The 13,788-nt window shown below is 33.6% G+C and carries 11 protein-coding genes and 1 pseudogene; all 12 read right to left on the bottom strand.

From position 1 onward, the window contains the following. On the bottom strand, positions 1 to 295 hold a 295-nt coding region (locus tag ACGH6S_RS11060), incomplete at its 3' end, for a hypothetical protein (protein WP_411578915.1). A 188-nt stretch (positions 296 to 483) separates the two neighbouring features. Continuing rightward, positions 484 to 1,203 (bottom strand): epoxyqueuosine reductase QueH, encoded by a 720-nt coding sequence (locus ACGH6S_RS11055; protein ID WP_174798298.1) that lies wholly within the window; start codon positions 1,201 to 1,203, stop codon positions 484 to 486. 285 nt (positions 1,204 to 1,488) lie between these two features. Continuing rightward, entirely contained in the window at positions 1,489 to 2,679 is a 1,191-nt protein-coding gene (locus tag ACGH6S_RS11050; RefSeq protein WP_411578914.1) for an ABC transporter permease, read from the bottom strand. Continuing rightward, a complete protein-coding gene (locus ACGH6S_RS11045) occupies positions 2,676 to 3,836 on the bottom strand; it encodes an ABC transporter permease (RefSeq protein WP_065590981.1) in 1,161 nt (386 codons plus the stop codon). The genes ACGH6S_RS11050 and ACGH6S_RS11045 overlap by 4 nt, the downstream gene beginning before the upstream one ends. Positions 3,837 to 3,878: 42 nt before the next feature. Next, positions 3,879 to 4,856: an HlyD family secretion protein gene (locus ACGH6S_RS11040; protein WP_065560073.1), complete on the bottom strand. Its 978-nt coding sequence runs from the start codon at positions 4,854 to 4,856 to the stop codon at positions 3,879 to 3,881. 166 nt (positions 4,857 to 5,022) lie between these two features. Further along, positions 5,023 to 5,121: pseudogene (locus tag ACGH6S_RS11035) on the bottom strand (IS5/IS1182 family transposase); the annotation flags it as partial. Positions 5,122 to 5,254: 133 nt separating this feature from the next. Continuing rightward, positions 5,255 to 5,470 carry a hypothetical protein gene (locus ACGH6S_RS11030; RefSeq protein ID WP_174798302.1) on the bottom strand — a complete coding sequence of 72 codons (216 nt, stop codon included), beginning with the start codon at positions 5,468 to 5,470 and terminating at the stop codon, positions 5,255 to 5,257. Between the two features lie 186 nt (positions 5,471 to 5,656). Continuing rightward, on the bottom strand, positions 5,657 to 6,787 hold the full coding sequence (locus tag ACGH6S_RS11025) for an ABC transporter permease (RefSeq protein WP_411578913.1): 1,131 nt from the start codon (positions 6,785 to 6,787) through the stop codon (positions 5,657 to 5,659). 5 nt (positions 6,788 to 6,792) lie between these two features. Next, positions 6,793 to 9,591 carry a ribosome-associated ATPase/putative transporter RbbA gene (rbbA, locus tag ACGH6S_RS11020; protein WP_411578912.1) on the bottom strand — a complete coding sequence of 933 codons (2,799 nt, stop codon included), beginning with the start codon at positions 9,589 to 9,591 and terminating at the stop codon, positions 6,793 to 6,795. Positions 9,592 to 9,604: 13 nt separating this feature from the next. Beyond that, positions 9,605 to 10,678: an HlyD family secretion protein gene (locus ACGH6S_RS11015; RefSeq protein WP_085164023.1), complete on the bottom strand. Its 1,074-nt coding sequence runs from the start codon at positions 10,676 to 10,678 to the stop codon at positions 9,605 to 9,607. Positions 10,679 to 10,946: 268 nt separating this feature from the next. Next, a complete protein-coding gene (locus ACGH6S_RS11010; protein WP_411578911.1) occupies positions 10,947 to 11,468 on the bottom strand; it encodes a DUF2867 domain-containing protein in 522 nt (173 codons plus the stop codon). Between the two features lie 695 nt (positions 11,469 to 12,163). Beyond that, on the bottom strand, positions 12,164 to 13,492 hold the full coding sequence (locus ACGH6S_RS11005; protein ID WP_411578910.1) for a hypothetical protein: 1,329 nt from the start codon (positions 13,490 to 13,492) through the stop codon (positions 12,164 to 12,166). Positions 13,493 to 13,788 lie beyond the last annotated feature (296 nt).

Below are 13,788 nucleotides of genomic sequence, written 5' to 3'. Positions count from 1 at the left end.
TGTTGTTTGAATTCGATACTAAATTTTTTGACCATGATATTTGTCTCCTATGATTTTTGTTTATATCATAGAGGTGAATTTTGTCCACTTTTTTGGCGAGGATCACTTTCACCGACAAAATAATATTATTGCCAAGTTTTTGTACTATCTCATCTAATAATCGCAACACAGTTGCTATAATATGGGTATTATGGCGAACATAATTGGTATAAACAAAATTGCCATGCTCATCAAGCAACACACATTTAGCTGTTGTAGAACCAACATCCAATCCTAACTTATAAAGTTTTGACATAATAAACTCACATTTAGCAAGATAACTGACTATCAGAAAATTAATTTTATAAATGATAATTATAGTTAAATGTTCAAATTTTTTAATAGTTCTGTTTAAAAAATATCTTTCCGCAGATAATAACAGTGTCAAAAAGTTTCAGGTAACTATACGTTTGAGTATGGTCTATAATTAAATGTCCCTAATAGTTATAAACCTTTTTCTAATCCTTGCTTAGCTATCGCAATCACATTTTTCAAATCAACACCTTGTGCTTTGGCCGCAAAAATACAACCGCAATAACATTGACGATACACATCATACTCCTTGCATAATTCAATAGAGCGTTTATAACCGTTATTTTTTTTGAAATCAGAAGGCAGATAATTGACCGAAAAGATCTCTTGAATTTCAAACCCCAGTTCGTTTATTTTTTGGCTATTCTTTTTAGGGCTTAGTGTTAAAGCACTTGCAAAATAGTCAAAGCCCAATTCTTGTGCTTTAATTGCGGCCAGATCTAATCGCATTTTATAACAAATATGACAACGCTCGCCACCTTCGGGCGCATCACGCAAATGACCAACTTGTTTAATAAATTCTGCTGGCTGATAAGGTGCTTCTAAGAATTCAACGTTATTACCTGTTTTTTGATTAAAGTCAGCAATAAATTTCTGTTGCACCACACTACGGTGCTCATATTCAACTCTGGGATGGATATTAGAATTAGCAAAATAAATCGTAATATCTGCATATTGTGCTAAATACTCTAAAACATAGGTACTACAAGGTGCACAACAACTATGAATTAATAACTTTGGTCGAACTGATTCTGATTGCCAATTATTAATCACTTCTTTTAAAACAGAATCGTAATTTACTTTATTATGTGGATTTAATTTTTCGAGAATATTTTTAGCATTAATTAACATGGGGACTCATTTATTTTGTTTTCTATTTTTTGGGGTCTAGCTAACTAAGATCTTAGTCGGCCAATTATGATATAGCTATACACACTAACCTTCAAGGAAAAAACTAAATTTCTATATCTAACTTTATGAAACTGACATATTTTTATATATAACAAATGAGGTTTATCATAAAGCTAAAGAAGAAATTCAAACATATTAATACAGCTGCAAATTAGTGCCATTGCTGACGTTGTTGTATCAATCAATTTTTATTTGATTATTTATAATAAATGAACTATTGCTAATTTAATTTTCTCTCCTAGCATTTGTCGACATTATCTTTTGAACATAACGTTTTTCTAAAATAAATGCGATACAAAAATAGACAATGGTTAATATCCACAAATGCCAATATTGCTGACTAAATTCGGAAAAACTTGCTCCCATTTGATTTATTTTTACTGACCCAACTATAGCTGGTACAGCTGGAAATATATAGCCAATAAAATGGAACAAAGGAGGCATCAATTCTTTTGGCCAAGATAATCCTGTAACAAAAAAGATAATCATACTTGACGGTATAATTAAGCAAAACACATCACTTACCGTATGGACAAAATGTGAAACAATTTTACCTAATAACGAAGTGGACAAAATAAAAGGAAGAATAAATAGTAAGGAAACAGATAGATGACTTAGGCGCGGTAAGTCATACCAATAGTTAGCAAATACGGTATAAATAATAAAATAGATTAAATAAAGCACTAAATAAGTCAATAATTTACCAGAAAGCAGTAATAATGCCGATGAAACCGTGTGATTCTGTTTATTAACAAAGGCTATTTCAAAATCAGAATTTTTACTAAATAGACGGCATAAAATACTACCGATAAATAATGTCTGATTTAAGATCAAAATAAAAGCGGCTGGAATAATATAGGTTGCATATCCTGATTGAGGATTAAATAAACTAATTAACTGGCTATTAAAAGGAGAAACATTATTATTTGCCACTGCAGGATCGACACCTTGCGCTATTTTGCGTGAAATTGAAATTTTAGCGCCAAAATTACTGGCAACGGTATTAATGGCGGTAGCAACATTACTATAAATTAAAATATAGCTCGCATCGCCATAATATGACACTGGGCTAGTTTTTCCTTCTAATATATTCTTTTGAAAACGGTAAGGTATGAGTACAACTCCATATATTTTACGTTCTTCGATAAGTTTTTTAGCCGTTTCTAAGTCTGCAATATGTAAGTCTATATTGATGGACTTATTAGCATTAAGTTGTCTTACTAGATCTCGACTGTAATTGGTATTATCTTGGTCAATAACAGCAATAGGAACATCTCGGATTGCTTCATGTAAATAAGGTTGTGGGTAAAAGATGAAATAGATAAGTATTCCCACAAACATAACGCTAACTATCGCTTTGGTTTGGAAAATTCGTTTTAATTCATCATAGGAAGTTAATAGTAAAGATTTAATCATATCAACCGCCTACGGATCTTTCGTAAAAAAAGATAAACAAGAATAGCCATAACACTTAATTGGATCACTAAATAAACAAACGGTTGTAAGGAAGTTACTATATTTGGCGATCTTAATGTTTGATCAAGACGAATTTGTATATACCATGTTACAGGTAATAAAGCACTCCAAATATAAGCAAAGGTATTCATTGCAATCCGAGGGAAAATAAGCCCAGTAAATCCAAACGCAGGTGATGCTACTAAGCTTGCAGTGCCATAAGCTTGTGCTAGTGTTGATCCCGTTAAACCAAAGAAAATACCATACAAACATGAAGTCAAAATAAAGCCTATATCACCAAGTATAAGCAATATTAAATGCCCATTTAAAGGTAAATTAAAATTAGCAATTAAAACGGTATCAAATAGAATCAAGCAAAATAAAAAATAGATAAAATAAGGAATAATGCGTCCTAATAAAAAGATAAAAATATTATGATTAGCTAATTTTAATATTTGCTGATACCCCGTTCCAGTAAAACGATCACGAGTAATACTAGTAACCATGGCCATCATAATAATGATTTGTAATATAGTAGGAATTAAACCACTAATTAACGTATATAGATAATTTAAAGTTGGATTATATAAAGGATGTAAACTTGTCGGTATAGTTTGCATTTGGCTTTGTGCTACTGGTGAAGCAATTCCTTTTTCTAATAACCCTTGCAATACTATTTGACTATTTGCTGTTTTCAATGCGGAACTCATCGCCCGAAAAATAATCGTTCCAGCTGACATATACTGATTATTATAAAAAGCGACAACTTCTGGCTGATGACCAGCTATAAGATCTTTTTCAAACTCATGCTGAATGAAAAGCACAGCATAAACATCACCTTTAATCAACGCATGTTTAGCTGAGGTAAGATCTTGATAACGTTCAGCTACCTGTAGCTGAGGTGAAGCAGCAACTTGTTGAATCAATAAGCGAGATGATTTGGTTGTATCTTGATCAACAACAGCAATAGGTACCTGAGTAATAACACCGGCATGGTACATATAAACAAATAAAAAAATAAATAATAAAGGATAGATGAAAACTAATAAACACAAAATACGTTGTTTAATTAATTTACGAAGTTCCCATCCAATTACTTGAAATAGCCGGTGATACATTAATATCGTTCCTTTTTGTGTAAAATCTCGATATTATTCAAGCTAGCGAGATTGCCACTTTGTAGTAACACTCATTCCTGGGCGGAGACCTGACACTTTATTAATTGGTTTAGCACGCATTTCAAAAGTCTTTAAGTCAAAATCACCCGTTGCTTTAGTCGCTTGCCAATTCGCATATTGACCTAAAGCATTTAATACAGTGACTTTAACATCTATAATCTGATTATTTAATGCCGGTACTCTTACTTGAAACGTATCACCAACTTTAAGGTTTCCCAGCAAATCTTCACGTATATTAAAAGTAAACCAAATATCATTTAAATCAATAATAGAATAAAGCGGAGTACCTGGGCTGTATAATTGCCCTGTTTCAGCGACTCGAGTCGTAATTTGACCGTTAATTGGAGAAACTAAAGTTAATTCATTAACATCAGCTTTTACTTGCGCCAATGCTGCTTCTGATTGTTCAACTTGCACATCGGCTAATTTTTTCTGTTCTACACTGCTACCGTTTTCGGCTAGTGATAAGTTAGCTTTAGCGGCTTCATAAGCTTTAATGGCCGCTTGATATTGATTAAAGGATTCATCATAGCTTTGCTTTGAAACAGTGCCATTTTTAGCTAAGCGATTAATTCTTTCATAGCTAGTTTGAGCTAAATCTAAATCTGATTTAGCTTTATCTAACTGCGCTTTTTGCACATCAATTGTTTCTGGTCTAGTGCTATAAGTATTATCACGACTCGCCATTGCTACTTTTAATTGCGCTTCTGCTGTTGCAAGCTGAGCTAACAATGCAGGATTTGAAAGAGTAAGAAGAACTTCACCCTGCTTAACATCGTCACCAACATCATAATTAAATTGATTTACTCGACCTTGAACTCTGGCAGCAACATCAACACGATTAGATTCAACTTCACCTTGCAAAATAATAGTACTAGGTTGATAAGCAAAATATATAATAACAACCATAGCAATAACAGCAATGATCGCTACAATCAAAGAAAAACGTTTTTTATGCATAAATTGGGCTTATAAAGGTTAAAGCAAAATTGCAATATTAGTATTGAAAATAATATAAAGCCAAACACTTAAATACGCAATAAAATATATACTGTTATATGTGTTAACGATTAAAAAATATTTATCCTTTGTTAGGGATTGTTGATCTTTTGTATTCATGTATTAATCAACAATGCATTGGTAGCCACATAAGTATGAATGCCAGAGATAACATGCAGACATAATTCCTTTCTAATTTATCATATCTTATTAAAATAGAACGATAAGGGATAAATGAATCTTAAGTAATGATTGAGTACTACGAACACGGTAATATCCATGGAAAATAGGATTGTTGATATTTACTAAATTAGTATACTGGTATTAAAGGTGATGATTTCAGACAAAACATGAGAATATTAGCTCCATTCCATACATCTTTTCAATTCACCTAATAATGTGCTTGTATCAATTTTTAAGTTTTTAAAGAAATAGTTATTCATATCATGATTATGCCACAGTGAATTGATGATTTCATGGGGATCAGTGACTACATAGTTATGACCTTGTATGGCTCCACAATGTAGACAAACATTTGCCATATAATGTTCATTGAGTGTTTTACTGTACTTCATTTTAACAGTTGGTACATTTAAGCTAAGCAGGCGATCAATACTGGAAATATCACCGACTCCAATCCCGTGTAATACAGAAAAAATTGTAACTATTCAATTCTTAGTATCCATATTATGTCGTTTCTCAAATTTTTGTAAACAATACGAGTAATCCTTACAACTAATTTTGCAATAAAATATAGGACATTATGAGCCCATATTCACAATTGAACTACGAAAACGCCTTAAAGCAATTAAAAAGAATACAGCACCAATTGCCAATAACCAAGCAAATGAAGTCCAAACAACGCGTAAGCCAGCACCTCGATACAGTATTGCCTGCCCTAATTCAACAAAATGCGTGGTTGGAGCAAACATCATAATGTTTTGCACAATTTCAGGCATGCTTTCACGCGGAGTACTACCCCCAGATAGCATTTGTAGTGGTAATAAAACTAAAATTAGTAACATTGCGAATTGCGCAGTGGATTTTGCTACTGTTGCCATAAATATTCCAAGTGACGTTGTAACAAAAAGATGCAATGCAGCTCCAATCAAAAATAAGCTTACCGAACCTGCAATTGGTACTTTTAGCCAACTATGAACAACTAACAACAATGCCACCCATGTTGATATTAATACCACAAGTCCCATTGACCATACTTTGGAGAGCATAATTTCAAAAGGGGTAACAGGCATAGCAAGGAGATGGTCAATCGTACCATGTTCCCGCTCTTTCACTAAGGCGGCCCCAGTTAAAATAATCGATAATGTTGTCACAATATTAATAATTTCCATGACTGAACCAAACCAAGATCGCGTTAAATTAGGATTAAATGCAGTATGCACTTGTATATTAACGGGCAAATTAGTTGCCTTACTGTAACGATTAACATATTCAGTCACTTCACCAGTAACAATCTGTGTTATATAACCATTTCCAACAAACGCTTGTCCCATTCGTGTTGCATCAATATTAAGTTGAAGTTCTGGACTTTGGCTATTTAGCACATCACGCTGAAAATTAGGCGGAATATTTAAAGCAAACGTATAATTATCCGTATCCATACCATGATCAACATCGTTCATTGAGTATAATTTAACGGGATCATTAAACATCGGCGGATAAAATGCTGCAATAATTTGCCGTGATAACGGTGAGTCATCTTCATCAACAACTGCAATCGAAGCATGGTGCAACGAATCAGATGTTGCTGTTGCGGCAATGTAAATATCAAAGGTAAAGCAATAGGCAATTAACAACAACATGATAGGATCACGCAATAACCCCCATAACTCTTTTATTCCTAAGCGATAAATATTAATTAAACTTTGCATAATATCTATCCTTCTTGTTTTTTAAGAAGAAAAATACTTGCCCCAAGAACAATGGGGATTGTGACCAATAAAGCAAATATTGAATTGTGCAAATCCATAAAACCAAGTGCTTTATTAAACACACCGCGAGCAATAATTAGCATATGTGTAGTTGGATAAACCTCACCAATATAACGACCACCACCTTCTAAAGATGCGACAGGATTGAGTAATCCCGAGAATTGAATTGCTGGTAGCATTGTACCTACACAAGTTAAAAAGATAACAGCAATTTGACTACGAGTAACAGTTGAAGCTAACAAACCAAAACCCGTTGAAATAATGCAGTAAGCAAAGGCAGCAAGGCATAAAGTAAATAGACTTCCTTTTACGGGAACAGCAAAAATGGTGATTGCCATAAATAACAATAATATAAAGCTAAACATGGAAATAATGATATAAGGCACTTGCTTACCTAGCAAAAATTCAGCTTTAGTTACTGGAGTTACATATAAATTGATAATTGAACCCATCTCTTTTTCACGCACAACCGATAAAGCCGCCAGCATAGATGGAATCATCAATAATAAAATTGGTATTACAGCCGGTACCATGGACGGTAAGCTTTTAATATCAGGATTATAACGGTATCTTGTTTCTATATTTGCCAAACTAGTTGAGGATTTTCCTGTTACTTCTTTTACTTTTTCACTTAGCCAAGCAAGATGCATTCCTTGAACGTAACCTTTAATTGTTTCAGCTCGTAGCGGCATTGCCCCATCAATCCAAATAGCAATATCAACAGGATCACCTCGTTGTATATCTCGACCAAAATTGGGAGGGATTTCAATCGCTAAAGCGATTTCATTACTTCTTAACCGCGCGTCCATATCGTTATAATCTGTAATTGGCTCTCTTTCAATAAAATAACGTTTAGAACCCGATAAATTAAGAATATAATTTTGACTAATTACACTTTGATCTCGATCAAGCACAGCAAAATTCAGATCTTCAACATCCATCGTAATACCATATCCCATAACTAACATTAAAATTGCTGAACCTAATAACGCTAATAATGCTCGTAAAGGATCTCTAGATAACTCAAGTGTTTCACGCCATAAGCAACCTATCATACGGTTAAGACTAAACCCTTGAACATGATGATGTGGTAATGTTTTTGTTGCTTGATTGAGTATTTCTTTTGGTGGTTCAACAGAGTGTTCTTCTGCATTACTATCATCAGCTCCTGCATCAACAAGATAGTTAATAAAGGCCTCTTCTAGTGTTTTAGCATTTTTGGAGCTGATAATGTTATCTGGCGTATCGCTTGCTAATACTTTACCTGCATGCATTAATGAGATTCTATCACACCTTGCAGCCTCATTCATAAAATGAGTTGTAATAAACACTGTTACTTTATCTTTTCTAGACAATTCGATAATTAAACGCCAAAAATCATCTCGAGCAATGGGGTCAACGCCGGATGTTGGTTCATCAAGGATAAGAATTTGTGGATTATGCACAACCGCAACTGACAATGAAAGCCGTTGCTTTACCCCTAAAGGTAAGCTATCGGGTAGATTTTCTGCATCTTGTTCTAAACCAAAACGTTTTAGTAATTCTTCAACACGAGAGGAAATTTTACTTTCTTCAATACCAAACAGACGCGCATGTAGAACTAGATTTTGTTTGACCGTTAACTCACTATATAAAGAAAATGCTTGAGACATATATCCTAAATGACGCCTAACATTAATATCACTGGCATCAACCGGCTTACCAAATAACCACGCCTCACCTGATGAAATCGGTAATAAACCCGTTAACATTTTCATGGTGGTTGATTTACCACAGCCATTTGATCCTAAAAAGCCAAATATTTCACCTTGTTTAATTGAAAAATTAACATGATCAACTGCAATAAAATTACCGAATTGTTTCGTTAAACCTTTTGCTTCTATAGCTATTTGCAAATCTTTATTAAGATCTAAAGGTGGAATTTCGACAGTTTGATAACCTTGTTTAGCACTTTCTGGCATTAGCTGAATGAATGCATCATCTAAATTATCTTTTCCTGTCTTAGCTAGTAAGGATTTTGGTGTGCCAGTTTCAAGAATCTTACCGCCATACATTGCCACCAACCAATCAAAATTTTGAGCTTCGTCCATGTAGGCTGTTGCAACAATCACACTCATTTGGGGTCTTTGTTCACGAATTTTGTTAATTAACTGCCAAAATTGGGCTCTGGAAAGTGGATCCACCCCAGTTGTAGGTTCATCAAGAATTAACAAATCAGGATCGTGGATTAAAGCCGAACATAAGCTAACTTTTTGCTTCATACCACCGGACAGTCGCCCTGCTGGTCTTGATAAAAATGGATATAACCCAGTACTACGCGTTAATTCATCAATACGGCGGCGACGCTCGGTCGCATCATTACCAAACAGACGAGCAAAAAATTGTAAATTTTCTTCAACAGATAAAGTCGGATAAAGGTTTTTGCCTAACCCTTGCGGCATATAAGCAATACGTGTGCAAACATTTTTACGGTGTGTTTTATCTTTCATATCACCGTCAAGTACATATACTAACCCATCTTGAATAACATGCGAACCAGCAATTAATGATAATAAACTTGATTTTCCAACACCGTCTGGTCCTATCAATCCAACCATACATCTTGGCGGTATAGCTAAAGTGATATTATCAAGAGCAAGGTTCTTTTTATAATGCAGTGATACATCACTAATTTTTACCACTGCATCATCAAACGATTTAGCTTCGGTTGATAAAGCTAAATCTTTATTGTCGGATTCTGACATATGCTATCCCCAATTATTTTGTTGGACATTTTGCAATATCAGCTAAGCCTGACGGCCACGAAGCTTTTGGATCAAGTTTTACCCAAGCTACACCTGGTAAACCTGTTTTAACTTGATTTATAAAACATTTTAATAATTCAGGGCTTAATTGCGCTTTTACTCTAAACATCAATTTCTGACGCTCATCTTTAGTTTCAACAGTTTTAGGCGTAAACTGCGCAACGCTTGATACAAACGATATTTTGGCAGAAATTGCTTTATCTGGTAGTGCATCTAAAATCAATCTCACTTCATCACCAATACCCACTTTACCTGCGACCGTTTCAGGTAAAAAGAATGTAAGATAAACATCATACAAATTAACTAAATTTAATACTTTTCCGCCTGAAGGTAAAACTTCACCTAATTGTGCTATTCGGTATTGAATACGACCGTCAACAGGGGCATTTAAAGTACTATCATCAATATCAGCTTGAATTCTTTTAATATTAGCACTTGCAACATTGATTGCCGATGTGGCGCTATCAACCCCCGCTTCGGCTACTGCAATCGCTGCGTCAGCGGCAGTAACTTGTGATTTGGCTGAATCTAGTGCTGCTTTAGCATTGTTTACTTTAGCAGTATCGTCATCAAATTGTTGAATAGATATTGCACCTTTTTGATATAGTGCGGTAGTTCGTTGTAAATGTTTTGAGGCGATATCTAAGTCACTTTCCTTTTGGCTTACACCTGCTTGCGCTGCAACTTTATCACTCATTTTTAATGCTACTTGCGCTTTAGCACTTGCTTCATTACTAACCGCTTGGCGGTATTGTGCTTGGGCTTCATTAAGTTGTGCTTGTAAGGTATCAGTTTGCATGACGACTAAAGCTTGACCGGCTTTAACAAAATCGCCCTCATCAACATTAATTTTTTCTATTCTACCGGCTAATTTAGCTGAAATATTGATTTCAGTCGCTTCAATACGTCCGTTGCCACTAATAAAATCTGAACCATACCCATCAGTTTTTAATTGCTGCCATAAAATAAAAATAATAGAAATAATAACAACTGCAATAACAATCCATTTCCTGCTTATATTTTTCATATAACACCTTATTTTTTTAAAACGATTCATAATAATTTTTAACGAGATAACAAATCGTTATGGCCTAATCAATTGCATTGTTTAAATAGTATCAAATGTTTATGGCAAATAATATCTGTTCATAAAACAATCGCAATAAAAGCTAAAAAAATAAGCAGGATGGTTTTATATTTTATTTATAGATTTGAAATTAATAACATCATTATATTATGCAATAAAGCTGATATGCTCATTGCAACTTGATAAGTTATTTATAATAAATGACTTATTATTTTATATTTTCAAATAATTTATTAACAATATAAGGATGTAAAATAGCAACGGGTAACATATATAATTTCCCCCAGATATTGTGATTTTTAACTGATGCAATTAAATATACTGTATTTTTACTTATGTCATTACCTTTATCTACAACACGAATACAAACACATACATCTAAATGGCAATCTTTTACAACTAATGTCAGTTTATCGTTGGTTTCCTCTGTTATGGTAAAAAAATCAGCCATATTGCTTTCGTCTGGTTGATGCTTATTTTCCGCAGAACTATCAAATCCATTAATCGCTTTGACACCGATTAATTTCACTAAACAATCCCTTATTTTAAATAGTATTTTTAGCCATCTAGGTTGATAAGATGTCATCATTTTATAAGCTTCATAGGCTGTCAATTTTTTAGAAATATCTTTTTTTTGACAATCTAAATAATCGATTTCTTCTGCAATAAAGCTTACATTATCAGGTAATGTTTGCCGTACTTTCATAATATGATTTTCTCTGTTTTTCATACCATATTCTCCCTCCTTAAATTATATAAGTCAATTATCAAAAAATATAAGAACACATCATGTTATTTGATCCTTGCAAATCGGCAAACCTCTACTTAATCTTGTGATTTCCCGCTTCTAATTCTTTTAAACATTTGATATATAAGCTTTCTATATCGTTAGATTTCTCTCACTATTTATAAAAAATAGAATTTCCCATACTTTATTTCCAGCAAAACTCTTTAACCAGAATACCGTCTTCAACTTCTTTTAAGATCAATATGATTTAGTGCCTGTCATTTTCTCTTTTTACTTTTATCATGGAAAATTTTCTACTTTTTTGCTGTACTATTTTAAGAAATAGCTACAATTGCTATCTTATTTACTTAAAAAATTATGGTTATAAGAAAGCTAGGTCTAATCTCCATCATGATGCGTAGAAATTTTGTTTGAATATATACTTTCAGTAACAATTCATTCGTGTCTTATTATTCGATTGACTTTAACTTCGATACAACTAATCACAATCTTATAATTTTACCAACACGTAACCAAATAATTTATCATCACCTTACAAACTTAAATGTCTTTTAATCCATAATTTTATCTTACAATAACCATTTTTATTCTTAAACTAGTACACTAGATGTTTTTTGTTTTTATCTCATAAACCTAATTGTGATGGAACTAAAATTTTTAATTCCATTTCTTGATAATTAACGTACGCACACAACTCTAGTTTCATTATGCACAAAATAATAGTGCCCAATATTACCTTGCTTTGAAAAAACAGTATAATTTTGTACTCCACCATAAAAAGGGTCAGCAGTCCAGTAATCAAAATTGATATCATCCCGTATAAAATCACTATTCACGTAGTATTCATTATCCGTATACCCCCACTCTGCAAAGAATCCTCCCCCGATCCGACGTTGGAAATTATTAGGTTGACCAGATAATCCTCCTGCCCAAGCAACAATATCATTATTTGCATTTGTCATTTCAACAATATGGGGAAGCCTATAACCATTTCCTAAACTACTACAGTACGCTTTGGCTGCCTCTAAACCTCCGCTATAAGTCGGCTTTGCAACAAACCATTTACTTATCATAAAACGGTATATAACATTTGTCTTTGCTTTATCTGAATAAATATTAAAGTAAGTTGGAACAACTGATGAGGTTTGACCTTTATTTGAATCACTAGGTCCGGTTAATTCTATTCTAGCAATATTGTAACGGCTTCCTTGTTTTATACTTAAATCTATATTTGAATCTGTTGGCCATTTGCTGTAAGTTAACTCTTTTGCAGATGCTCCTGCCACCGTTAAATCAAAGTACATCCCCTTAGCCCCTATAGTTGGGAAATTTGATGCAGGGGAATTTATATCCTGTGGTTTAAAGCCTTTATCATCATCCCACTGTTCAACTGGACCACGATAACTAACAAGTACATTTCCATTATACCTTAACGTTGGTTGAGCAAAGCATGCATAAGGAACTGCAACTTTAGGTGTTAGATAATAACTAACGCTTCCACCTTTAAACTCAGTTGATCTTGGCTTTCCGTATTGGGTAGATAAAATACCACTATCACTCGTTAAAGTGATTTTATAAGGCGAATAACAAGCATTTAATTCTGTATTCTCATTAACTATTTTTCCATCAACATTTTGCACGGTCATTGTAAGATTACCTGTTACAGAGATCGAACTATCGCCATCATCATCTTTCCAAAATTTGTTAGTTAATACTACATCTGTTAAAGTAACTACTGATTTCCCTTCGGGAATGAATTTCTTAATATCTTTCAGTTTTTGATCTACAGCAGGCAACTCAATTGGGTTATTTTCCGATGACGGATTATTACGGATGCTATATTGTCTACCATCAGACAATGTAATACTCAACAAATGTTCTGTTGAATTTGCTTTAGTCCCCTTTCCATCAAACGATAAATAAGGCGCACTACCTTGAATTGTCTTTACTGTTATTGCTGATAGTGCAATTGCATTACTCGATATAGTTAAACATAACAATACCAAAATCATTCCAAAAGCATAATTTTTTATATTTGGTTGCGTTAACCGTGGAGTTAGTTTACAAATCTTTGCTATTTTAGTCAGAAACTTCGGTTTTATCCGAAGTAGTAAAAATGAAGTTTTAATTAAGCACAACTTGTAACTATAAGGACTTGAATACGTGAAAATTAACAGTATGTATAAAAATAACTTTTTAAGTTGTTCAGAGGGTGACCTGTGTACCTGTGTACCTGTGTACCTGTGTACCTGTGTACCTGTGTACCTGTGTACCTGTGTACCTGTGTACCTGTGTACCTGCT

It is taken from the genome of Gilliamella sp. BG3 (assembly GCF_046635605.1).
Classification (GTDB): Bacteria; Pseudomonadota; Gammaproteobacteria; order Enterobacterales; family Orbaceae; genus Gilliamella; species Gilliamella bombi.
This window is presented reverse-complemented; position numbering and strand designations above follow the sequence as displayed.

Excerpts from the sequence above, each read along its gene's own strand:
- ACGH6S_RS11030 (WP_174798302.1), bottom strand. The coding sequence starts at position 5,470 with ATGAAGTACAGTAAAACACTCAATGAACATTATATGGCAAATGTTTGT.
- ACGH6S_RS11050 (WP_411578914.1), bottom strand. The coding sequence starts at position 2,679 with ATGATTAAATCTTTACTATTAACTTCCTATGATGAATTAAAACGAATT.
- ACGH6S_RS11045 (WP_065590981.1), bottom strand. The coding sequence starts at position 3,836 with ATGTATCACCGGCTATTTCAAGTAATTGGATGGGAACTTCGTAAATTA.
- ACGH6S_RS11015 (WP_085164023.1), bottom strand. The coding sequence starts at position 10,678 with ATGAAAAATATAAGCAGGAAATGGATTGTTATTGCAGTTGTTATTATT.
- ACGH6S_RS11010 (WP_411578911.1), bottom strand. The coding sequence starts at position 11,468 with ATGAAAAACAGAGAAAATCATATTATGAAAGTACGGCAAACATTACCT.
- ACGH6S_RS11055 (WP_174798298.1), bottom strand. The coding sequence starts at position 1,203 with ATGTTAATTAATGCTAAAAATATTCTCGAAAAATTAAATCCACATAAT.
- ACGH6S_RS11025 (WP_411578913.1), bottom strand. The coding sequence starts at position 6,787 with ATGCAAAGTTTAATTAATATTTATCGCTTAGGAATAAAAGAGTTATGG.
- rbbA (WP_411578912.1), bottom strand. The coding sequence starts at position 9,591 with ATGTCAGAATCCGACAATAAAGATTTAGCTTTATCAACCGAAGCTAAA.
- ACGH6S_RS11040 (WP_065560073.1), bottom strand. The coding sequence starts at position 4,856 with ATGCATAAAAAACGTTTTTCTTTGATTGTAGCGATCATTGCTGTTATT.